The sequence below is a fragment of the Azoarcus sp. PA01 genome, from assembly GCA_001274695.2.
In the GTDB taxonomy this organism is placed as follows: domain Bacteria; phylum Pseudomonadota; class Gammaproteobacteria; order Burkholderiales; family Rhodocyclaceae; genus Aromatoleum.
Genome location: LARU01000002.1, coordinates 1,689,493 through 1,711,174, shown reverse-complemented (window position 1 = coordinate 1,711,174; position 21,682 = coordinate 1,689,493). Strand labels below are relative to the sequence as shown.

At 66.8% G+C, this 21,682-nt stretch carries 20 protein-coding genes; 10 read left to right on the top strand and 10 right to left on the bottom strand.

Annotated features, from left to right (window positions below; translation table 11 throughout):
* Positions 1 to 71: 71 nt before the first annotated feature.
* From PA01_08835 to PA01_08825, 3 genes are all read right to left on the bottom strand, one after another.
* Positions 72 to 1,676, bottom strand: coding sequence for a benzoate-CoA ligase family protein (locus tag PA01_08835; GenBank protein KON81686.1), 1,605 nt, complete (start codon positions 1,674 to 1,676; stop codon positions 72 to 74).
* Positions 1,677 to 1,823: 147 nt separating this feature from the next.
* Positions 1,824 to 2,297, bottom strand: coding sequence for a DUF4863 family protein (locus tag PA01_08830; GenBank protein ID KON81685.1), 474 nt, complete (start codon positions 2,295 to 2,297; stop codon positions 1,824 to 1,826).
* Positions 2,298 to 2,455: 158 nt separating this feature from the next.
* On the bottom strand, positions 2,456 to 4,033 hold the full coding sequence (locus PA01_08825; protein ID KON81684.1) for a 3,4-dehydroadipyl-CoA semialdehyde dehydrogenase: 1,578 nt from the start codon (positions 4,031 to 4,033) through the stop codon (positions 2,456 to 2,458).
* 331 nt (positions 4,034 to 4,364) lie between these two features.
* Here PA01_08825 and PA01_08820 point away from each other — a divergent pair, with 331 nt between their 5' ends.
* From PA01_08820 to PA01_08785, 8 genes are all read left to right on the top strand, one after another.
* Positions 4,365 to 5,267, top strand: a complete 903-nt coding sequence (locus PA01_08820; protein ID KON82405.2) for a helix-turn-helix transcriptional regulator — start codon at positions 4,365 to 4,367, stop codon at positions 5,265 to 5,267.
* Between the two features lie 27 nt (positions 5,268 to 5,294).
* On the top strand, positions 5,295 to 6,968 hold the full coding sequence (gene boxC / locus PA01_08815) for a 2,3-epoxybenzoyl-CoA dihydrolase (GenBank protein KON81683.1): 1,674 nt from the start codon (positions 5,295 to 5,297) through the stop codon (positions 6,966 to 6,968).
* A 45-nt stretch (positions 6,969 to 7,013) separates the two neighbouring features.
* Positions 7,014 to 8,435, top strand: a complete 1,422-nt coding sequence (boxB, locus tag PA01_08810; protein ID KON81682.1) for a benzoyl-CoA 2,3-epoxidase subunit BoxB — start codon at positions 7,014 to 7,016, stop codon at positions 8,433 to 8,435.
* Between the two features lie 61 nt (positions 8,436 to 8,496).
* Entirely contained in the window at positions 8,497 to 9,747 is a 1,251-nt protein-coding gene (boxA, locus tag PA01_08805) for a benzoyl-CoA 2,3-epoxidase subunit BoxA (GenBank protein KON81681.1), read from the top strand.
* 19 nt (positions 9,748 to 9,766) lie between these two features.
* A complete protein-coding gene (pcaF, locus tag PA01_08800) occupies positions 9,767 to 10,975 on the top strand; it encodes a 3-oxoadipyl-CoA thiolase (GenBank protein ID KON81680.1) in 1,209 nt (402 codons plus the stop codon).
* A gap of 31 nt (positions 10,976 to 11,006) precedes the next feature.
* On the top strand, positions 11,007 to 11,588 hold the full coding sequence (locus PA01_08795) for a hemerythrin domain-containing protein (protein ID KON81679.1): 582 nt from the start codon (positions 11,007 to 11,009) through the stop codon (positions 11,586 to 11,588).
* A 152-nt stretch (positions 11,589 to 11,740) separates the two neighbouring features.
* The gene (locus PA01_08790; protein KON81678.1) at positions 11,741 to 12,301 is read left to right on the top strand and encodes a phasin family protein; all 561 of its coding nucleotides are present in this window, start codon (positions 11,741 to 11,743) and stop codon (positions 12,299 to 12,301) included.
* Positions 12,302 to 12,615: 314 nt separating this feature from the next.
* Positions 12,616 to 14,670, top strand: coding sequence for a M1 family peptidase (locus tag PA01_08785; GenBank protein ID KON82404.2), 2,055 nt, complete (start codon positions 12,616 to 12,618; stop codon positions 14,668 to 14,670).
* 249 nt (positions 14,671 to 14,919) lie between these two features.
* Here the strand turns inward: PA01_08785 and PA01_08780 are convergent, their stop codons facing one another.
* From PA01_08780 to PA01_08770, 3 genes are all read right to left on the bottom strand, one after another.
* Positions 14,920 to 15,504 carry a beta/gamma crystallin domain-containing protein gene (locus PA01_08780; GenBank protein ID KAI5913087.1) on the bottom strand — a complete coding sequence of 195 codons (585 nt, stop codon included), beginning with the start codon at positions 15,502 to 15,504 and terminating at the stop codon, positions 14,920 to 14,922.
* A 114-nt stretch (positions 15,505 to 15,618) separates the two neighbouring features.
* On the bottom strand, positions 15,619 to 16,086 hold the full coding sequence (locus tag PA01_18755) for a c-type cytochrome (protein ID KAI5913086.1): 468 nt from the start codon (positions 16,084 to 16,086) through the stop codon (positions 15,619 to 15,621).
* Positions 16,087 to 16,284: 198 nt separating this feature from the next.
* Entirely contained in the window at positions 16,285 to 17,367 is a 1,083-nt protein-coding gene (locus PA01_08770) for an IS630 family transposase (GenBank protein KON81677.1), read from the bottom strand.
* A 242-nt stretch (positions 17,368 to 17,609) separates the two neighbouring features.
* Here PA01_08770 and yegQ point away from each other — a divergent pair, with 242 nt between their 5' ends.
* On the top strand, positions 17,610 to 18,956 hold the full coding sequence (gene yegQ, locus PA01_08765; protein ID KON81676.1) for a tRNA 5-hydroxyuridine modification protein YegQ: 1,347 nt from the start codon (positions 17,610 to 17,612) through the stop codon (positions 18,954 to 18,956).
* A gap of 121 nt (positions 18,957 to 19,077) precedes the next feature.
* Positions 19,078 to 19,512 carry a DNA-binding protein gene (locus PA01_08760; protein ID KON81675.1) on the top strand — a complete coding sequence of 145 codons (435 nt, stop codon included), beginning with the start codon at positions 19,078 to 19,080 and terminating at the stop codon, positions 19,510 to 19,512.
* A gap of 196 nt (positions 19,513 to 19,708) precedes the next feature.
* Here the strand turns inward: PA01_08760 and PA01_08755 are convergent, their stop codons facing one another.
* From PA01_08755 to PA01_08740, 4 genes are all read right to left on the bottom strand, one after another.
* Complete coding sequence (locus PA01_08755) at positions 19,709 to 19,954, bottom strand: PQQ-dependent sugar dehydrogenase (protein ID KON81674.2); 246 nt, start codon at positions 19,952 to 19,954, stop codon at positions 19,709 to 19,711.
* Between the two features lie 7 nt (positions 19,955 to 19,961).
* Complete coding sequence (locus PA01_08750) at positions 19,962 to 20,318, bottom strand: DUF1622 domain-containing protein (GenBank protein KON81673.1); 357 nt, start codon at positions 20,316 to 20,318, stop codon at positions 19,962 to 19,964.
* Positions 20,319 to 20,354: 36 nt separating this feature from the next.
* Complete coding sequence (locus PA01_08745) at positions 20,355 to 20,837, bottom strand: HPP family protein (protein KON81672.1); 483 nt, start codon at positions 20,835 to 20,837, stop codon at positions 20,355 to 20,357.
* Positions 20,838 to 20,980: 143 nt separating this feature from the next.
* Positions 20,981 to 21,541 (bottom strand): DUF3592 domain-containing protein, encoded by a 561-nt coding sequence (locus PA01_08740; protein ID KON81671.1) that lies wholly within the window; start codon positions 21,539 to 21,541, stop codon positions 20,981 to 20,983.
* Positions 21,542 to 21,682: the final 141 nt, after the last annotated feature.

Sequence of the window (21,682 nt, the reverse complement as noted above, 5' to 3'; positions counted from 1 at the left end):
TCGTTCCTCCTGTCATCGGGATAATGGGACTATGTCGCCCCATTATCCTTTACGACCCGGACCACGCGCCATCAACGCGCCGCGCCCTGCGCGCGCAGCTTGAAGCGTTGGATCTTGCCGGTGGCGGTTTTCGGCAGCTCATCGACGAACTCCATCCAGCGCGGATACTTGTAAGGTGCCAGATGCGCCTTGACGTGCTGCTTGATCGATTCGGCGAGCGCCGGCGTGCCGCGCACGCCCGGCTTGAGGACGATGAACGCTTTCGGCTTGATCAGCTGGTCGTCGTCCTCGTGCCCGACGACCGCCGCTTCGAGTACCGCCTCATGCTCGATCAGGCACGATTCGACTTCGATCGGCGACACGTAGATGCCGCTGACCTTGAGCATGTCGTCGTTGCGTCCGGCATAGATGTAGTAGCCGTCGGCGGTGCGCGAATACTTGTCGCCGCTCCGCGTCCACGGCCCCTGGAACGTGTCGCGGCTCTTCGCGCGGTTGTTCCAGTACATCGCGGCGCTGGTCGGCCCGGAAATCTGCAGTTCGCCGGGTTCGTTCGCGCCGTCGATGACGAAGCCGGCGTCGTCGATGAGGCGCAGCTCGTAGCCCGGCACGGCCTTGCCGGTCGTGCCGTAGCGGACTTCGCCCGGGCGGTTCGACAGGAAGATGTGCAGCATTTCGGTCGAGCCGATGCCGTCGAGGATCTCGACGCCGAACCGCTCGGTCCAGCGCCGGCCGATGTCTTCCGGCAGCGCTTCGCCGGCAGACGTGCACACGCGGATCGCGAGCTCGCCCCCTTTCGGGCAGTCCGGGCTCGCGAGCATCGACGCGTACAGCGTCGGCACGCCGTAGAAGATCGTCGGACGGTGCTCGCGCAGGCGCCTGAAAGCGGCTTCGGGCGTCGGCCGCTCGGCCATCAGCACTCCGGTCGCGCCGGCCGCGAGCGGGAAAGTCAGGCCGTTGCCGAGACCGTAGGCGAAGAACAGCTTCGCCGCCGAGAACACGACATCGTCCTCGCGGATGCCGAGGATCGGCTTCGCGTACAGCTCGTAAGTCTGGATCAGGCTCGAATGCACATGCACGGTGCCTTTCGGCGCGCCGGTCGAGCCGGACGAGTAGAGCCAGAAACACGGCTCGTCGCAGGTCGTCGGCGCGCTGCGGAACTGGTCGGACGCGCCGTCCATCAGCGCGGTGAGCGAATCGGCAGCGTGCGGCGAACGTTCCGCACCGGCGATGACGAGGCGCTCGAGCGTCGGCACGCGCTCGAGCAGCGGCGCGAACGTCTCGGCGAGCGGCGCGGACACGACGGCGAGGCGCGCGCGGCAGTCGCCGAGCATGTATTCGTAGTCGGACGCGGTCAGCAGCGTGTTGACCGCGACCGGCACGACGCCGGCCTTGATCGCGCCGAGGAACACCGTCGGGAAGTCGATCGTGTCATGGACGCACACGAGGATGCGCTGCTCGCGCATGATGCCGAGCACGCCGAGCGTGTTGGCGAAGCGGTTCACGCGCGCCGCGAGTTCGTCGTAAGTGTAGCTGCCGGCGTCGTCGATGAACGCGACCTTGCTGCCGCGCCCGGCCGCCAGGTTGCGTCCGATCAGGTCGTCGGCCGCGTTGTAGTCGCGCGGCAGGGTGATGTTCGGCGAACCCGCGCCGGGCTGCGCCGCACTGAGCGTGTGCATTGTGTCTTTCCTCCGTTTGCCCGGCTCGTGCCGGGTCGTGTCGTCCGTCACCGGTCCTGACGCCGGTGCTTTCGCTGGTTCGAAGCTCTCGCCGGCCGCGGTTCCCGGGGCGTGGATGCGGCGCGGCTGCCGAGCGGATGCGCGGATTCAGGCTGCGGCGCGGGTGAATTCGATCGCCCCCTGCGGCAGCAGGTACAGCACGTACGCGCGGCCGCCGCTGACGGTCGGGCGATGGACGCTGCCCGGACCGTAGACGAACCAGCCGGCGCCGTGGCCGTCGAACTTCGCGTCGCCTTCGAGCGGCATGATCATGTCGATCTCGCCGTTCGGGTGCGCATGCTGCGGCCCGACGACGTCCGACATCTCGACGACGTCGACGCTGAAGCCGTGGATCTCCGGGCAAGGCTTGACGACCCGGCCGAACTTGATGCCGCCGTGCTCGCGCTCGCACATCCAGCCGGCGGCCACGCCGTCGCGACACGCCGCGGCGATCGCGTCGAACTCCGGTCCACCGGGCGGAAAGCGTTCGTTGAGGAATGCTTCGAGCTGCTTGTCGAGCGGCCGGCCCTGGATCTGCTCGGTCACGTTCGCGATCAGCGCCCGGAAGTTTTCAGCGGTCATCGTCGGGGTCTCCTGTCGGGATTGGGGGTGCAAATCTTATTAACGCGGCAATCAAATACAACCGTTCGCCCTGAGCCTGTCGAAGGGCGTTGACAGGGCTTCGACAGGCTCAGCCCGAACGGTATCTGCCGCCCGGTCAATATTATTTATAGCTGGTTTCAGCTGCCGAGCAGCGCGGCGTCGGCCGCGTCGCGCGACAGCGCTTCGAGCAGCGCCGGGCCGCCCTGGACGACGCAGCGCCGATGGTACGTCGCCAGCGCGCGCAGGCCGCCGAGCTCCTCACCGCCGCCGGCGCGCCCGGGCCCGCCATGCAGGCAGGTCGGCATGACGTTGCCGTGACCGGTGTGGTTCGCGCCGACTGCCGCGTCGACGACCATGACGCGCCCATGCAGCTCGGCGATGCCGGGGACGAGCTCGGCGAGGAACGCCGCATCGCCCGAATACACCGACGCGACGAGCGAGCCGCGGCCGCGGCGCGCCAGTGCGATCGCCTCGGCCGTGTCGGCGTACGGCAGAACCGTCGCGACCGGGCCGAACACTTCGACGTCATGGACGTGGCGGGCGTCGAGTCCCTTGTCGCAGTACAGCAGCGTCGGCTGCACGAACGCCGAGACGGCCGGGTCGGCATCGACCGGGGCGAAATCCGCGCCGCCGCCGAACACCGTCTCGCATTCCTCGCGCAGCTTCGCCAGGCCTTCGAGCGCCGCGGCCTGCTGCGCGCGGCTGACGAGCGGCCCGACGCGCACGCCTTCGCTCTTCGGATTGCCGACACGGTACGACGCGAGCTTCGCGGCAACGGCGTCGGCGAGCGGCCGGCTGACGCTTGCGGGGGCGAAGACGCGGCGGATCGCAGTGCATTTCTGCCCGGTCTTGATCGTCATCTCGCGCACGATCTCCTTCACCGCGAGATCGAACTCGGGCGTTCCGGGCTGCGCATCGGGCCCGAGGATCGCGCAATTGATGCTGTCGGCTTCGATGTTGATGCGCACCGAGCGGGCGACGACGTTCGGATGGGTGCGCATGCGCGCCGCAGTGTCGGCCGAGCCGGTGAAGGACACGACGTCGCATTCGCCGACGTGGTCGAGCAGGTCGCGCGCCGAGCCGCACACGATCGACAGCGCGCCCGCGGGCAGGATGCCGGCCTTTACGACGTCCTCGACCATGCGCTGCGTCAGCCACGCGGTCGGCGTCGCCGGCTTGACGAGCACCGGCACGCCCGCGAGCAGCGCCGGCGCGGCTTTTTCCCACAGCCCCCAGGCCGGGAAATTGAACGCGTTGATGAACACCGCGACGCCGGAGAGCGGCATCAGGAAATGCTGGCCCTGGAACGCGTCGGTCTTCGCCAGCGGCACGCGGGCGCCTTCTTTCAGATGACGCGCCGCGCCGAGCGCCTTGCCGGCGCGCGCGTAGCTTTTCAGCGTGAAGATCGCGCCGTCGACGTCGAACGCGGCGTCCGCTTCGGTCGAGCCGGAATTGCGCAGCGCGATGTCGAAATATTCGGCACGGTTCGCGCTCAGCACTTCGACGATCGCGCCGAGCAGCGCGGCGCGATCTTCATACCCGAGCGCCCGCAATGCCGGCCCGCCGCTGTTCCGGGCGAATTCCAGCGCCCGTCCGGTATCGATGCCTTCGGACGAGACCCGCACCAGCTCCTCGCCGGTCACCGGATCCTGCAGCGCGATGCCGTCGCCGGCGCCTTCGAGCCATTGCCCGTATACGTAATTAGCCAGTTTCACGTTGTCTCCTCGTCCTCTTGTTTCTGCATCGCCCCCGCACGCTCGAGGGCGATGACCAGGTGGGGTGGCCGCGCCGGGGCGCAACTCGTGGAAATAGAATACACGCGCCTTATCCTTCGTCAAGAACTTTACTGCATTATTTGTCTCAACTCCCGGCTGCTGAATGCACTTTTTAGCGCACAGCTCGCATCATCTTCGGGTGAGTGCGGTAGTTTCCTGCAGTCTGCTTCATTGTCACGCAAAACAAAATGCACTTTACCTCTTGACGCCACCAAACGCCTGCACTATTGTTCAACCCAACAGCACCGGCAACTGCACGACAGGAACCCAGATGAGCTTCAAGACCGACTCCGACGAGACCGCAGTGGATCACCGCGACGACACCGTCACCGGCGCCTCCCCGCTGCTGCCGACGCTGGGCCGGCGGGTGCGGGAGATCCGCGACCGGCGCGGCATGACCCGCAAGCTCGTGGCGCGCGAAGCCGGCGTCTCGGAACGCCACCTCGCGCACCTCGAAGGCGGCGAAGGAAACGTGTCGATCGTGCTGCTCGACAACATCGCCCGTGCGCTCGACGTGTCGGTGACCGACCTGCTCGCGCCGGAGACCGAAGACACGGTCGAACGCCGCCTGATCCGCCGCTTTCTCGAGCGCCTGCCGCAGCACCGCCTCGAAGAAGTGGTGTTCCGGCTGATGCGCGACTTCGGCCACGACGAAGCGGTGCGCAGGAAGCGCATCGCGCTGATCGGCCTGCGCGGCGCCGGCAAGTCGACGCTCGGCGGACGGCTGGCGCGCGACGAAGGCATGCCGTTCATCGAGCTCGACCGCGAGATCGAGAAGGAAACCGGCATTCCGGGACGCGAGATTTTCGCGCTGTACGGCCAGTCGGGGTATCGCCGCATCGAGAAGCGCACGCTCGAACGCGTCATCCGCGAGCATCCGCGGGCGGTGATCTCGATCGGCGGCGGCGTCGTGTCGCAGCCGGAGACTTTCGAGCTGCTGCTGTCGAACTGCCTGACGATCTGGGTCAAGGCCCAGCCGGAAGAACACATGGCGCGCGTCATGGCCCAGGGCGACCTGCGGCCGATGGCGGGCAACGACGAGGCGATGAACGACCTCAAGCGCATCCTCGAAGCCCGCGAACCGCTGTACGCGAAGGCCGACGACGTCCTCGACACGACGGGCGAGACGGTCGATCAGAGTTTCATGAAGTTGCGCCAGCTCGTCATGAGCTGACCCCCCACGAGAGAAGAGGAGACAGAGATGGAAGCAGTCGCGAAGAACCAGGAAACCGCCGTCGAGCGCGTCGATTACCGTACCGAGCCGTCGAAGTACCGCCACTGGTCGCTGTCGACCGACGGCGCGATCGCGACGCTGACGCTGAACATCGACGAGGACGCCGGCATCCGCCCGGGCTACAAGCTGAAGCTCAACTCGTACGACCTCGGTGTCGACATCGAGCTGCACGATGCGCTGCAGCGCGTGCGCTTCGAGCACCCCGAAGTGCGCACCGTCGTCGTCACGTCGGGCAAGCCGAAGATCTTCTGCTCCGGCGCGAACATCTACATGCTCGGCCTGTCGTCGCACGCCTGGAAAGTGAACTTCTGCAAATTCACCAACGAGACGAGGAACGGCATCGAGGATTCCAGCCAGCATTCGGGCCTGAAGTTCCTCGCCGCGTGCAACGGCACGACTGCCGGCGGCGGCTACGAGCTCGCGCTCGCGTGCGACGAGATCGTCCTCGTCGATGACCGCAACTCGTCGGTGTCGCTGCCCGAAGTGCCGCTCTTGGGCGTGCTGCCCGGCACCGGCGGGCTGACGCGCGTGACCGACAAGCGCCGCGTGCGTCGCGATCACGCCGACATCTTCTGCACGATCTCGGAAGGCGTGCGCGGCAACCGCGCCAAGGAATGGCGCCTCGTCGATGACGTCGTCAAGCAGCAGCAGTTCGCCGAGCACATCAAGGCGCGCGCCGAAGCGCTCGCCGCGCAGTCCGACCGCCCGGCAAACGCGAAAGGCGTGCCGCTCACGCGCCTCGAGCGCACTGACGACGAGAACGGCTACCACTACGAGTTCGTCGATGCCGCGATCGACGCCGCCGCGCGCACCGTGACGCTGACCGTGCGCGCGCCGTCGGCCGTCACCGCGAAGACTGCCGCCGAAATCGAAGCCGAAGGCGTCAACTGGTGGCCGCTCAAGATGGCGCGCGAACTCGACGACGCGATCCTGAACCTGCGCACGAACCACCTCGACGTCGGCCTGTGGCAGCTGCGCACGGCGGGCGACGCCCAGGTCGTGCTCGACCTCGACGCGACGATGGTCGCGAACCAGGACAACTGGTTCGTCCGCGAGACGCTCGGCATGCTGCGCCGCACGCTGTCGCGGATCGACGTGTCGTCGCGCAGCCTGTACGCGCTGATCGAGCCGGGCTCGTGCTTCGCCGGCACGCTGCTCGAGATCGCGCTCGCCGCCGACCGCAGCTACATGCGTGACGCCGCCGACGCCGAAAACCGCATCGGCCTGTCGGCGATGAACTTCGGCCCGCTGCCGATGGCCAACGGCCTGTCGCGCATCGACGCGCGCTTCTACCAGGAAGAAGCGCCGGTTGCCGCCGCGAAAGCGAAGGAAGGCAGCCTGCTGACGCCCGCCGAAGCGCTCGAACTCGGCCTCGTGACGGCGATCCCGGACGACCTCGACTGGGCCGACGAGATCCGCATCGCGATCGAGGAACGCGCCGCGCTGTCGCCGGACGCGCTGACCGGCCTGGAAGCGAACTTGCGCTTCGGCCCGGTCGAGACGATGAATACACGGATTTTCGGCCGCCTGTCGGCGTGGCAGAACTGGATCTTCAACCGCCCGAACGCGGTCGGCCCGACCGGCGCGCTGAAGCTCTTCGGCTCCGGCAAGAAGGCGCAGTTCGACTGGAACCGCGTGTAAAACCCAACGCAACCCATACTTACAAACACCCCGAGGAGCACAGAGATGATCAACTACAGCGAACGGATCCCGAACAACGTCAACCTGTCGGAAAACAAGACGCTTCAGCGCGCGCTCGAGCAGTGGCAGCCGTCGTTCCTGAACTGGTGGGACGACATGGGCCCGGAGAACTCGACGAACTACGAGGTCTACCTGCGCACCGCCGTCAGCGTCGATCCGAAAGGCTGGGCCGATTTCGGCCACGTCAAGATGCACGACTACCGCTGGGGCATTTTCCTCGCGCCGCAGGACGGCCAGAAGAAGATCACGTTCGGCGAGCACAAGGGCCAGGACGTGTGGCAGGACGTGCCGGGCGAATACCGCTCGACGCTGCGCCGCATCATCGTCACGCAGGGCGACACCGAGCCGGCGTCGGTCGAGCAGCAGCGCCACCTCGGCCTGACCGCGCCGTCGCTGTACGACCTGCGCAACCTGTTCCAGGTGAACGTCGAGGAAGGCCGTCACCTGTGGGCGATGGTGTATCTCTTGCACGCGCACTTCGGCCGCGACGGCCGCGAGGAAGGCGAAGCGCTGCTCGAGCGCCGCTCCGGCGACGCGGACAACCCGCGCATCCTCACCGCGTTCAACGAGAAGACTCCGGACTGGCTGTCGTTCTTCATGTTCACGTTCATCACCGACCGTGACGGCAAGTTCCAGCTCGCGTCCTTGGCGGAATCGGCGTTCGACCCGCTCGCGCGCACCTGCAAGTTCATGCTGACCGAGGAAGCGCACCACCTGTTCGTCGGCGAGTCGGGCGTCGCCCGCGTGATCCAGCGCACCTGCGAAGTCATGAAGGAGCTCGGCACCGACGATCCCGCGAAGCTGCGCGCGGCCGGCGTCATCGACCTGCCGACGCTGCAGAAGTATCTGAACTTCCACTACAGCGTCACCAGCGACCTGTACGGCGCCGAGATCTCGTCGAACGCCGCGACCTACTACACGAACGGTCTGAAAGGCCGCTTCGAGGAAGAGAAGATCGGCGACGACCACCAGCTGCAGAACTCGGAATACGAAGTCATGGACGTCGCCGGCGACCAGATCGTGACGCAGCGCGTGCCGGCACTGTCGGCGCTGAACGAGCGGCTGCGCGACGACTGGATCGCGGACGTGCAGGCCGGCATCGACCGCTGGAACCGCATCCCGGCGAAATTCGGCTTCAACTTCCGCTTCACGCTGCCGCACAAGGGCTTCAACCGCCGCATCGGCATGTTCGCCGGTTCGCATGTGAGCCCGGACGGCCGGCTGCTGTCCGAAGCCGAATGGACGCACCAGCACAGCAACTGGCTGCCGACCGACAGCGACCGCCTGTACGTGCATTCGCTGATGGGCCAGTGCGTCGAGCGGGGCAAGTTCGCGAACTGGATCGCAGCGCCGGGTCGCGGCATCAACAACCAGCCGATCGACTTCGAGTACGTGCGTTTCAACTAAGCCATCGAAAAAACGGGGGACGGGCGCAAGCCCGCTCCCGCCCCAGTGGAGACAGACAGCCATGAACGCGCCCGCAGAGCACGCAATCGCCAAGCAGCATCTGATCGACCCGGAAATCTGCATTCGCTGCAACACCTGCGAAGAGACCTGCCCGGTCGATGCGATCACGCACGACAACCTGAACTACGTCGTCAATTTCGATATCTGCAACGGTTGCCTCGCGTGCGTGCCGCCGTGCCCGACCGGGGCGATCGATTCATGGCGCAACGTCGAACGCGTCAAGCCGTACAGCCTCGAAGAACAGTTCAAGTGGGACGTGCTGCCCGACACGACCGAGCTCGACAATGTCGACGCGCCGTTCGCCGTCGCGCGCCCCGACGACGAGCTGCCGGCCGAAGTGCAGCACATCACCGAAGTCGCCACTGCCGGCCAGGGCGGCCCGGCGCTCGCGCCGTGGTCCGCGTCGCACCCGTACGTGAACCTGTACGCGCCGACGCGCCCGATCACCGCGACCGTCACCGGCAATTACCGGCTCACCGACGCGGACGCTTCGAGCGACATCCACCACGTCGTCCTCGACTTCGGCTCGACGCCGTTCCCGGTACTCGAAGGCCAGTCGATCGGCATCATTCCGCCAGGCACCGACGACAAGGGACGCCCGCACCTGCTGCGCATGTACTCGGTCGCAAGCCCGCGCGACGGCGAGCGCCCGCACTACAACAACCTGTCGCTGACGGTCAAGCGCGTCACCGAAGACCATGAAGGCAAGCCCGCGCGCGGCGTCGCGTCGAACTACATCTGCGACCTGAAGAAAGGCGACGCGGTGCAGGTCACCGGGCCTTACGGCTCGACCTACCTGATGCCGAACCACCCCGGCTCGTCGATCATGATGATCTGCACCGGCACCGGCTCGGCGCCGATGCGCGCGATGACCGAGCGCCGCCGCCGCCGCCGCGAGCGCAACGAAGGTGGCGAGCTGGTGCTGTTCTTCGGCGCGCGCGCGCCGTCCGAGCTGCCGTACTTCGGCCCGCTGCAGAAGCTGCCGAAAGACTTCATCGACATCAACTTCGCGTTCTCGCGCGTGCCCGGCGAGCCGAAGAAATACGTGCAGGATTCGATCCGCGAGCGCGCCGACAAGGTGTTCAGCATGCTCAACGACGACAACTGCTACATTTACATCTGCGGCCTGAAAGGCATGGAATCGGGCGTGCTCGAAGCGTTCCGCGACATCTGTCGGGCGAACGGCGCGGACTGGGAGGCGCTGCAGCCGAAGCTGCTCGCCAACGCGCGCTTCCACGTCGAAACTTACTGACCCCGAAGGAAAAGCCGTCATGACCCGCTCCGTCTTCATCTGCGACGCGATCCGCACGCCATTCGGCCGCTACGGCGGCACCCTGTCCGGCGTGCGCGCCGATGACCTCGCCGCGCTGCCGATCAAGGCGCTTGTCGAGCGCAACCCCGGCGTCGACTGGCAGGCCGTCGACGACGTGCTGTACGGCTGCGCCAACCAGGCCGGCGAAGACAACCGCAACGTCGCGCGCATGGCGGCACTGCTCGCCGGCCTGCCGGTCGAAGTGCCCGGCAGCACGATCAACCGCCTGTGCGGCTCCAGCCTCGACGCGATCGGCATGGCCGCGCGCGCGATCGCCGCGGGCGAAACCGAGCTGATGATCGCCGGCGGCGTCGAGAGCATGAGCCGCGCGCCGTTCGTCCTCGGCAAGGCCGACAGCGCGTTCTCCCGCACGGCGAAGATCGAGGACACGACGATCGGCTGGCGCTTCGTGAACCCGCTGATGAAAGCGCAGTACGGCATGGACGCGATGCCCGAAACCGCCGAGAACGTCGCCACCGACTTCGGCGTCAGCCGCGCCGACCAGGACGCGTTCGCGCTGCGCAGCCAGCAGCGCTGGGCCGCCGCTGCCGAGCGCGGCTTCTTCGAGCGCGAAATCGTGAAAGTCGAAGTGCCGCGCAAGAAAGGCGAGCCGCTCGTGCTCGCCGCCGACGAGCATCCGCGCCCGGACACGACGCTGGCGACGCTCGCCAAGCTCAAGGGCGTCGTGCGCCCCGACGGCAGCGTCACCGCCGGCAACGCGTCGGGCGTCAATGACGGCGCGTGCGCGCTGCTGCTGGCTTCCGAAGAAGCGGTCAAGCGCCACGGCCTGACGCCGCGTGCCCGCGTCCTCGGCAGCGCCGCAGCGGGCGTCGCGCCGCGCATCATGGGCATCGGCCCGGCACCGGCGACGCTCAAACTGCTCGCACGGCTCGGCATGTCGGTGCGCGACTTCGACACGATCGAACTCAACGAAGCGTTCGCCGCGCAGGGACTGGCGGTGCTGCGCCAGCTCGGCCTGCCCGACGACGGCGCGCATGTGAACCCGAACGGCGGCGCGATCGCGATCGGCCATCCGCTCGGCGCATCCGGCGCCCGGCTCGTGACGACGGCGCTGAACCAGCTCGAGACTACCGGCGGGCGGTTCGGCCTCGCGACGATGTGCATCGGCGTCGGCCAGGGGATCGCGCTCGCGATCGAGCGAGCGTAATCCGTCCGGCGCGGGGAAAAGAGGTGCAGCCGTGAAACCGGAAGCGATCCAGATCATCAGGGACGAGCACCTCGCGATCAGCGCGGTGCTGTATTCGCTGCGCTACCTCGTCAAGGAGATGCGCCGCGGAGCGGCGCCGAATTTCCCGGTGCTGCGCGCGATCCTCGACTACATCGTGTCCTATCCGGACCGCTGGCACCATCCGAAGGAAGACAAGTACCTGTTCGCCGCAGTGCGGCGCCGCACGCGCGAAGCCGACGGACTGATCGCGCGGCTGGAGCGCGAACATGCGCTCGGCTATCCGATGGTCGACGAGCTGAAGAAGCAGCTCGTCGCGTTCCAGAGTGGCGACGGCGACGCCCGCGACGCGTTCTTCGCCGCTGTCGACCGCTACACGGCCCTCGAATGGGAGCACCTGCGCACCGAGGAAGACGTCTTTCTGCCGATCGCCGAACGCGTGCTCGATGCCGAGCAGTGGGCCGAGATCGCGGTCGCGTTCCGCGAGAACGACAACCCGCTGTTCGGCATCAAGCCCCGCGAAGAAGCCGAAGCCTTATACCAGCGCATCCTGAAGCTCGCCCCGGCGCCGATCGGATTCGGCAGCAACGGCTGAACCGCTGCTCGTAACAGTTGTTGCAATGCACAAAACATGTTGACGTGCCTCGGCCCGCGACTACAATGGAATTGTGCACTGCAGCAGGATAAGCCTCCCGACAGCGGGCCTGCGTGCGGTTGCCGAATGTTTCGACCCTCCAGGAGCCTGCCATGACCCATACCCCCAACCCGTTCAGCGACCTCGCCAAGCCGGCGCTCGACACGTACCTGAAATCCGCGACCACCGCTTTCGAGTCCGTCGAGCGCCTGATCGCCCTGAACCTGAACACCGCGCGTTCGGCGCTGGAAGACGGCAGTGGCTTCGTCCGTGCGCTGCTCGCCGCGAAGAACCCGACGGAAATCCTGGATCTGCAGTCGTCGTTCGCCCAGCCGCTCGCGCAAAAATCGCTTGCATACTATCGCAGCGGCTACGAGATCGTCGCGCAGAGCCTCGAAGAGTGTCTCAAGCCTTACGAAGCGCAGTTTGCCGAAGCGAACAAGCTTGCGACCATTGCCATCGAAAAAGCGGCCCGCTCCGTGCCGGGGGGTGGCGAAGTCGCAGTCGCGGCGATGCGTTCGGCGATGGCGACGGCAAACTCGACGTATGAGAGCGTGACGAAGGCAACGCGGCAGGCTGTCGAGATCACCGAAGCCAACGTCGCCGCCACAGCCGACGCGACGATCAAGGCGATCGAAGCGAACGCGGCCGCAACAAACAAGAAAAGCGACTGATTTTCTGGGACGGCGGCCTGGCAACCGTCGTCCTCACAGCATCGGACTTTCCGGCGCCTTCGGGCGCCGGAGTTTTTCCGCCGCGTGATCCTCGCGCGGAACCTCCCTCATTGCCGCCGCGTCAAAAGTGGTCGGGCGCGTTGCCCGTCGTTGCCTCGTCAGGAGCGCGACCGTGACCCTGCAGACCGCCTCGGCGCACTGCGCGCCTCGCAACACCGCCCACGTCAAGTGTCCGTGTCCCGCTCCGGAACGCGCTCCGGGTGCTTCCATCCGGAGACGTCGGTGCTGAGCGACGCTGCGCGAGTCGCCGAGAAATGTTTCACGCGGTCTGCCTGATGATCATGCTGTCGCTTCCGGTGATCCTGCTGAATCCCGCCTCGGCGCAGATGGCGCCGCTCGAGGCGGCTGTGGCCAGCGAACCGGCCGCGGCCTACCGGCTCGCCGTACGCCTCGACCCCGGCAGGCGCGAACTGTCCGGCGACGCCGAGATCACGATCGACAGCGAAGCGCCATTCGAGCTGCTGCTGAACTCCCGCTTCGAAGCCGGCTTGCTGCGCATCGACGGGGAGCCCGTCGCGCTCAAGCCGCGCCATCAGGGCGCGCTGCAGCGGTGGTCGGTTCCGGCGGGCGTCGCCGGACGCACGCTTGCGCTGTCCTGGCACGGCACGCTCGCGGCCCTTGCGCCCGGCGTCGAACACCGCGACACGCTCGGCATGCAGGAACCGGTCGCGGATCCTCACGGCAGCTTCCTGCCGTCGTCCACCGCGTGGTATCCGCTGGTCGCCCGCAAAGGTCGCGCGCTGCTGCACGCGTTCACGCTGAGCCTCGACCTTCCCGAAGGGCAGCACGGCCTCGTCGCCGGCCATCTGCAGTCCGAGTCCGCCCGCGGCGGGCGGCTTGTCGCCCGATTCGACTTCCCGCATCCGGCCGAAGGCATCGACCTCGTCGCCGGTCCATACCGCGTCACCGAGCGGCACGTGCGCTCGAGCGACGGCCGGCCAATCTTGCTGCGTACCTATTTCCATGCCGAACTCGAACCGCTCGCCGCCGGCTATCTCGACGCGGTCCGCGACTATCTCGCGTTGTACGAGAGCTGGATCGGCCCCTACCCGTTCACGAGCTTCGCCGTCGTCTCGAGTCCGACGCCGACCGGCTTCGGCATGCCGACGCTGACTTATCTCGGCATCGAAGTGCTGAAGCTGCCGTTCATCAAGGCCACGTCGCTCGGCCACGAAGTGCTGCACAACTGGTGGGGCAACGGCGTCTATCCCGACTACGCGAGCGGCAACTGGAGCGAAGGGCTGACGACGTTCATGGCCGACTACCATTACGCCGAACGTGCCGGCGCCGACAGGGCGCGCGCGATGCGCCAGGGCTGGCTGCGGGAGCTGTCGGGCATTCCGCCCGGTGCCGACCGTCCTCTGGCAGCGTTCACGTCGCGCACGCACGGCGTCGATCAGGCGATCGGCTACGGTAAGGCGGCAATGATGTTCGTGATGCTGCGCGACCGCATCGGCGAGCCGGCGTTCGACCGGGCCATCCGGCGTTTCTGGCAGACGCAGCGCTTTCGCGTCGCCGACTGGGACGACCTGCGCGCGGCATTCGAAGCGGAGTCGCGCCAGCGGCTCGAACACTTCTTCGAGCAGTGGCTCGAGCGTGCGGGCCTCGCCGAAGTCGCGCTCGTCGAAGGGCGCGCTGCCGAGGGCCACGTCGCCGTGACGCTGACGCAGGGCGCACCGCCGTACGTCATCGAAGTGCCGCTGCGCGTCGGTACGACGGAAGGCGAGGAAAATCGCCGCGTCCGGCTCGAACGGACCGAACAGCGCTTCGAGCTGGAACTGGGCGCGGAGGAAGCGGCGACGCGCATCACGCTCGATCCCGAGAACCGGCTGCTGCGGCGGCTTCATCGCCGGGAAGCGCCGCCGATCCTGCGTGAGCTCCAGTTCGATGCACGAACCGCACTCGTCACGCTCGGCGACGCGACCTTCGCGCCCTCCACACGATCGCTGGCGATGCGGCTGCTCGATCATCGCTTCGACTCCCAGGCCGCGGAACTCCCGCCGGGCGACCGCCCGCTGCTCGTGATCGGAGAGCACGACGCTGTTCTGCGCTGGCTCGAACGTCACGCCCTTCCGCCGCCGCCGTCCGAAGTCGCCGGTAAAGGCACCCTGCGGATGTGGACGCTGCGCCTCGATTCGGGCGTTCCGCTGGCGATCGTCGCTGCCGCCGATAGCGGCGCGATCAACGCCGCGAGCCGTCCGCTGCCGCACTACGGACAGCAGAGCTGGCTGGTTTTCGATGGCGCGAAAGCCGTCGCCCGCGGGGTGTGGCCGGCACAGCCCGTGTCCGTCCCGGTGAGTCACCATTAGGGAAGCGCTGAATAAATCAAAACCGTTCGGGCTGAGCCTGTCGAAGCCCTTGTTGTTGCAGGGAATGCCCTTCGACAAGCCTGTGCTGAGCGAAGTCGAAGGGCTCAGGGCGAACGGAATAAATCAGCGCTTCCTTAGGAGTCCGGCACCGGGACGGCGGCGGCGCATCAGCCGGGTTGGCTGCCCGGCGTCCCACGGCCGAGTCCCCGCGCCGGGAGCGTGGAGCAGCGCCGAGCCGGGCGTGGCCGACTACTTCGTGCAGCTGATCTTCAGCGAAGAGAACTCGTCGAAAAACCCCATCTTCTTGCTGACGTCCTCGACCTTCTGCCCCGCTTTGAAGGTGGATACGAGATCGTTGTAGTTCTCGTTGTCGTACACCTGCACGGTCGCTTTCGGGCCGGTCTCGACGCTGCTGATCTTGCCTTTCCAGTCGATGCCGAACGGGCCCGTCATGTCCGGCATGTCGACCGGTCCGACGAGCGTCAGCGTGTCACCACGGAAATTCTGATCGTCATGGAACTTGGCCCAGCAGCCCTCTTTCATCGCCGGGTCCCGGTCGGCGACGGTGACCGGGACGAGCATGTAGACGACCGGGTGCCCCGCCGAATCCTTTTGCCCCGACTGGGCGGATTGCGCTGACTGTCCTGACTGTGCCGGCTGAGTGGTCTGGCTTGGTTGCCGCTCGTTTCGCGCCTCGCCCTGGCTCGTCCGTTCCGTCGGCGGCTGCGTCGCCTGGCTGAGCTGCAAATTGCCTTCGGCAAAAGCCGAACCGGCAGCGACCGCAAGCGATAGCGCAAGGATATTCGTCGAAACTGCGAGTGTTCTTTTCTGCATGTCCATCTCCTTTTTACCAACGTGGGACCAGCCGACAACGGGCACGGGTTGCATACTGCGGCCCGCCGCCGGCTATCGCTGGTTTAGCGATTCGCGTGCCCGCCACGTCCTCGACTACTCTGCGGGCGTCACTGCGCGCGCCACGGTGAACATCATGTAATCGACCGCTGCCCGCACTTCATCGTCGCTCCACGAACCCGGACTGCCGCCCTTCGGCGGGCAAAATCCGCTGTTGCCGTGGTATCCGTCGATCGCGTGCCGGTACAAGGTTTCCTTGCCCTTGTCGATCCGCTGCCGCCATTCATCGCTATTCGTCAGCACCGGCGCCTGCGCGGCGCCGCTGTCGTGGCAACCCATGCAGCCTTCCCGGTACACCGCGTAGCCCTTCGCCAGATGCGGGTCGGTCGGCTTTTCCCCGGTCGGATACGAACGCGGAACCGGCTGGGGTTGCTGCGGCCCTGCGGGGTTCGGCGGGCGGGAAGTCCTCTCCGGGAGCGGCACGACGGGGTCCGGGTCCTGGTCTTCCGCACACGCGGAGAGTGCGATCGCGACGACAAAAGCAAGTGAAAGGCTCGTGCGCATTGGAGCGGTTCCTCGTCGTGAAAAACGGTGGCGCGACAAGCGAAGCAAACTGCGACCCCGCCGGGACGCCTTCGAAACTGCAACCGGGAAAGACCAACGGCCGATACAGGACGCCGGGAAAAGTTCTGCTCACGGCGGCAACGACGGCGACGGCGTCGTTCGCCGAAGAATGATGCTACACGTCGGCCCGGGCGGCCCCTAGTGTGCTGAGTTAGAAATTCGCATACAAAATCGTTCAAGGCTGGCGAGGATGTCGTCAGTTGATTTGGTCCATGCGAAGGGTTTGGGATCATCGTTGTAGCGAGCAAGGTAGTCGCGGATGGCCTGCTCGAGTTGGCGGGTGGAACGGTGGGTGCCGCGACGAATCTGTTTTTCGGTGAGCTCGGCAAACCAGCGTTCGACCTGGTTGATCCAGGAGGCCGAGGTCGGGGTGAAATGGACGTGGAAACGCGGATGACGGGCAAACCAACTCCTGACCTTTGGCGTCTTGTGCGTGCCGTAGTTGTCCATCACCAGATGGATGTCCAGACCGGCTGGGACGTTGGCTTCGATGGTGCGCAGAAAGGCCAGAAACTCGCGGCTGCGGTGGCGTCGGTGCAGTTCCCCGATGACTTCTCCGGTGGCGACATCGAGCGCCGCAAACAAAGTCGTTGTGCCGTGGCGCATATAGTCATGCGTTCGCCGTTCGGGAAGTCCCGGCGCCAGCGGCAGGATCGGCTGGGTGCGGTCGAGCGCCTGGATCTGGCTCTTCTCATCGACGCACAACACCATCGCCTTGACCGGGGGATCCAGATACAACCCGACGATGTCGCGGACCTTGTCGACGAACAGCGGATCGGTCGAGAGCTTGAATGTTTCCTGCCGGTGCGGTTGCAGGCCGAAGGCGCGCCAGATGCGGCTGACCGCCGTCTGCGACATCCCCATCTCGCGCGCCATGCTGCGCGTACTCCAATGGGTGGCATTCTTCGGCACCGTTTCGAGCGTCTTGGCAATCACCGCATCGACACGGGTATCGTCGATCGTACGCGGCGCCCCCGAGCGCGGGGCATCGAGCAGGCCATCGAGCCGATTCGCGTCAAAGCGGTTGCGCCATTTCGATACCATCTGCTGCGACACCGACAAGCGTTGCGCGACAACCTTGCTGTCGACACCCGTCGCACACTCGAGAACGATCCGCGAGCGCAATGCGAGCGCCTGCGCGGTCTTACGCCGACGCGTCCAGGCTTCAAGCTGCTCGCGCTCGCTCTCGTTCAGCACGATCTCCACCTTCGGTCTGCCCATCGCTGCCTCCTGTCGCCAATCGTACGGCATGAGAGACCAGCGGATGAGCTAGTTGTTCAACAAATTTTTAACTCAGGACACTAGTAGTCCGTTCCAGCAAACCAGTTACCGTTCGCGGTGAGCCTGTCGAACCGCAATTGCCTTGCCGCAACTGGCCTTCGACAAGCTCAGGCCGAACGGACTCATTGGAATGATTTTTCTGGAACGGACTACTAAAATGCCGGTTTGAGCGTTTCCCTCCGATGCCCGCCACGACACTCCCGCTGCGCCTTCCGGAACTCCTCGCCCCCGCCGGCTCGCTGCAGATGATGCGCACCGCGTTCGCGTTCGGCGCCGATGCCGTTTATGCCGGTCAGCCGCGCTATTCGCTGCGCGTGCGCAACAACAGCTTCGGCAAGCTCGACGTGCTCGCGCAAGGCATCGACGAGGCGCACGCCGCGGGCAAGGCGTTCTACCTCGTCAACAACATCTACCCGCACAACACGAAAGTCCGCAGCTTTCTCGCCGACCTCGAACCCGTCGTCGCGCTCGGTCCCGACGCGCTGATCATGGCCGACCCGGGCCTGATGATGATGGTGCGCGAGCGCTGGCCGGACATCGCCATTCACCTGTCGGTGCAGGCGAACACGACGAACTACGCGGCAGTGCGCTTCTGGGCGTCGATCGGCGTCAAGCGGATCATCCTGTCGCGCGAACTGTCGCTCGACGAAGTGGCCGAGATCCGCGACGCGTGCCCGGATGTCGAGCTCGAGCTATTCGTGCATGGCGCGCTGTGCGTCGCCTATTCGGGCCGCTGCCTGCTGTCGGGCTACTTCAACCACCGCGACCCGAACCAGGGCAGCTGCACGAACTCGTGCCGCTGGGACTACAAGGTCCACGACGCGGCCGAGGACGACAGCGGCGACGTGCGCCGCGTGCCGCAGGGCACGGGCCCCGGCAGCGGCCCGCGCCACGCTGCGAGCGAGCGCGTGTGGCTGATCGAGGAAGGCACGCGGCCGGGCGAACTGATGCCGGTCGAGGAAGACGAGCACGGCACCTACATCCTGAACTCGAAGGACCTGCGTGCAGTCGAGCACATCGCGCGGCTCATCGCGATCGGGGTCGATTCGCTGAAAATCGAAGGGCGCACGAAAAGCCCGTACTACGCCGCGCGCGCGAGCCAGGCATACCGCCGCGCGATCGACGACGCGGTCGTCGGGCGGCCGTTCGACGTGCGCCTGCTCGGCGAGCTCGAAGGGCTGGCGAACCGCGGCTACACCGACGGGTTCTACGAGCGGCATCACACGCCCGAGCACCAGAACTACCTGCGCGGCCACTCCGAGTCCGGCCGCAGCCTGCTCGTCGGCGAAGTGCTCGGCTTCGATGCCGTGCGCGGCCTCGCCGAAGTCGAGGTGAAAAACGCTTTCGGCATCGGCGACCGGCTCGAGTTCGTGCATCCGGGCGGCAACGACACGGTGCGCCTCGAACGTCTCGAGGATGCGGCCGGCGCACCTGTCGCGCGCGTCCCCGGCGCCGGGCGGCGCGTATGGCTGCCGCTGCCGCCTGCGGTCCGCGGCGCGGCACCGTGCTTCATCGCCCGCTTTCTGTAGCCTGCTCGCCCGGCCAACGCGGGTCGGGTTCGGCGGCGCGGCGACGCCACCCACGGCGTGCTCCGCGTCGGGCACGCGGGCTGCAACGGACGCAAGACACGGCGACGATGCGGGAGGCGACATGCATGCAAAACTGATCAACGACGCACCCGAGCGCACGTTCGCGTTGATTTTCGACCGCGGCGACGAAGTCGTCACCAGTCTCGAGCGCTTCGCCGCCGAGCGCGCTCTGGCCGCGAGCCGGCTGACCGCGATCGGTGCGTTCGAGCGCGTCACGCTCGGTTACTTCGACTGGGAGCGCAAGGAGTATCTGCGGATCGACGTCGACGAGCAGGTCGAAGTGCTCAGCCTCATCGGCGACATCGCGCTGCAGGACGGCCGCCCGAAGCTGCACGCGCACGTCGTCGTCGGGCGGCGCGACGGCACCACCCGCGGCGGCCATCTGCTCGCGGCCGACGTGCGCCCGACGCTCGAGGTCGTGCTCACCGACGCGCCCGCCCACTTGCAGCGGGTTTTCGATCCGGTGAGCGGGCTCGCGCTGATCCGCGCGCGATGAGCGGCAGCGTGAGCAGGTAGCCGGGCGAGCCGACTCCCATCCCCAGCCTCCGGGCGGTTCGCCCCGGCCAGCATCGGGCTGATTCGGTCTTCCTCAGCCTCGAACTGGCACGCCTATCCATGCGGCAAGCAGTCGGATCGAGCATGTAAAGCTTACACGCCGACGTTCAGTGGGACGAAGACGAGACCCGTGCGTATTACGACACGCCGAACATCACCCCGGCCGCGATCCTCAGCGGTGAGCTCGCCCCCAGGCAGGGCGCGAGCGAGACAGGCGAGTTGCACAAGGCGCTCCAGCCCTGAACGGGCCGGTCGACGGCCTGGACGGCGGACAGCCGGCCGTCGCGAGACACGATGCGCAGCCGCCCGGGCCGCGCGCTCACGAGCCTCCGGCCGGCGGGCAGGAATGCGCGGCCCCACGGATGCTCGAGGCTTTCGGCGATCGTTTCCTCAGCCGTGCGTCGGCTCGGCGTGGCGCTCGGTGCGAATTTCGCGCATCAGGAAATAGTTCAGTCCGGTGCGGATCACCGCGACCGCGGCGAGCTTGCCGAGTTGCTCCCAGCTCGGTGCGATCGCCGTCGACAGGATGTCGGCGGCGAGCTGGAACTCGAGCGCAAGCGCAAGATAGCGCGCGAAGCGCAGCCGGATCGAGTTGAAGTCCTGGCCGCGCTGCTCGCGCCAGTGCACCGCCAGCGCGCGCAGCGCGACGACGAGGCCGACGGCGACGATCGTCGCGCTGAGCGTCTCGACGAAAAGCCGCAGCCACTCGACGCCGAAGCGGACCCATTCCTCCGTATGACCGAACATCGCGCGCCTCCGCTCCCGGTTGTCTGCCGGTCCCCATTACGCGCGGTACCGCCTCAGCATCCACACCGCGGCCCGCTGCAACGCGACCAGCAGCGCGGTGATCACGACCGCGAGTCCGAAGATCGCGATATTGCTCTCGTCGCCCGCACGCAGCGCGAAGCTCAGCGCCGTCGACACCGCCGGCGGATGCACTGCGTCGACGACGATCATCAGCACGATCGCGGCGACCATCGCGATGCCCGCCGAGACGTAGCCGGGGCCGAGCGCGACGTAGGTCAGCAGGCCGATCCCTGCGGCCGACATCTGCGCGACGACGAGCGTCGTGACGCGATTGGTCGCATGCTCCGGCTCGAGGTAAATCAGGAATGCACTCGATGCAAGCGACGCGAACAGCAGGCGCTGGTCGCTCAACATCTGCACGAGCCCGAGCACCGCCAGCACGGTGAGCGTCGGCAGCAGCGCGAGCAGCATCTCGCCGCGCAGGCCCAGGCGACGCGGCGAGGTTCGCGGGCGGCTCATCGGGTTCTCCGAACGGACTGAAGCGGCCGCACGCGGGCCGCCTGGGAGGTTCCGGCAGCAATCGGCATGCCTTTTCGGGGCGGCGACGCGACCGGCGACGCGCGCACCGCCGCGCTACGATGCCGCTTTGGCGGCCCGTCCGGCTAAAGCTGCTCGGGCTTGCCCGGCCGCGCGCCGGAGTCCGCCTGGCTCCACGCGAGCATGCCGACGAAAAGCATCAGCCCCCCCGCCAGCGCAAGCGCGAGCGCCGGGAACGTGAAGAGGAACACTCCCCAGCGCAGCTCGCGGAATACCATCGCATCATCCGGGTCGGACGGATTCACCCACACCGTGATTCTCGGCGAAGCCTGCAGGCCGGCGATGACCGCCTGGCTCGAGTCGCGCGCGTACTGCCCGTCGTGCGGATCGTAGCGCACGCCGTCGTGGTCGACGTCTCCGAAGCGGTAGCGATAGCGGATCCGCACTGAATCGAGCGGCGGATGCAGGTTCGACGGCGGCCCGTGCAGGCTCACGGACTCGATCGAGGCTTCGACCGGCTGCCAGCCGCGACTGCGCAGCGACTCCACCGACGGCAGGACGCCATACGACACGACGCCGAGCAAGCCGAGCATCAGCAGCCCGACGCCGAGCAAAGGCAGGCCGATGCCCAGTGCCACGCGAATCGCGGCAAACGGAGAGGACGGCAGCTGGCGGATCGGAGACATGACTCAAGTTTGACGCCGACAACGCCGGGATACCAGAGCCGGGCGCAAAAAAATGGGATGAAATCCCACACTGCGACAGCCGCTCCCGCGCGCCACAGCCTTCTGCGCTATAATGCAAAGCTTTGTTTTATCTGAAAATCA

Bases quoted from the DNA above. Each gene is read 5' to 3' on its own strand.
- pcaF (KON81680.1), top strand. From the start codon at position 9,767: ATGACCCGCTCCGTCTTCATCTGCGACGCGATCCGCACGCCATTCGGC.
- PA01_08740 (KON81671.1), bottom strand. From the start codon at position 21,541: ATGTCTCCGATCCGCCAGCTGCCGTCCTCTCCGTTTGCCGCGATTCGC.
- boxA (KON81681.1), top strand. From the start codon at position 8,497: ATGAACGCGCCCGCAGAGCACGCAATCGCCAAGCAGCATCTGATCGAC.
- PA01_08785 (KON82404.2), top strand. From the start codon at position 12,616: ATGTTTCACGCGGTCTGCCTGATGATCATGCTGTCGCTTCCGGTGATC.
- yegQ (KON81676.1), top strand. From the start codon at position 17,610: ATGCCCGCCACGACACTCCCGCTGCGCCTTCCGGAACTCCTCGCCCCC.
- PA01_08745 (KON81672.1), bottom strand. From the start codon at position 20,837: ATGAGCCGCCCGCGAACCTCGCCGCGTCGCCTGGGCCTGCGCGGCGAG.
- PA01_08750 (KON81673.1), bottom strand. From the start codon at position 20,318: ATGTTCGGTCATACGGAGGAATGGGTCCGCTTCGGCGTCGAGTGGCTG.
- PA01_08770 (KON81677.1), bottom strand. From the start codon at position 17,367: ATGGGCAGACCGAAGGTGGAGATCGTGCTGAACGAGAGCGAGCGCGAG.
- PA01_08780 (KAI5913087.1), bottom strand. From the start codon at position 15,504: ATGCAGAAAAGAACACTCGCAGTTTCGACGAATATCCTTGCGCTATCG.
- PA01_08790 (KON81678.1), top strand. From the start codon at position 11,741: ATGACCCATACCCCCAACCCGTTCAGCGACCTCGCCAAGCCGGCGCTC.
- PA01_18755 (KAI5913086.1), bottom strand. From the start codon at position 16,086: ATGCGCACGAGCCTTTCACTTGCTTTTGTCGTCGCGATCGCACTCTCC.
- PA01_08820 (KON82405.2), top strand. From the start codon at position 4,365: ATGAGCTTCAAGACCGACTCCGACGAGACCGCAGTGGATCACCGCGAC.
- boxC (KON81683.1), top strand. From the start codon at position 5,295: ATGGAAGCAGTCGCGAAGAACCAGGAAACCGCCGTCGAGCGCGTCGAT.
- boxB (KON81682.1), top strand. From the start codon at position 7,014: ATGATCAACTACAGCGAACGGATCCCGAACAACGTCAACCTGTCGGAA.
- PA01_08830 (KON81685.1), bottom strand. From the start codon at position 2,297: ATGACCGCTGAAAACTTCCGGGCGCTGATCGCGAACGTGACCGAGCAG.
- PA01_08835 (KON81686.1), bottom strand. From the start codon at position 1,676: ATGCACACGCTCAGTGCGGCGCAGCCCGGCGCGGGTTCGCCGAACATC.
- PA01_08760 (KON81675.1), top strand. From the start codon at position 19,078: ATGCATGCAAAACTGATCAACGACGCACCCGAGCGCACGTTCGCGTTG.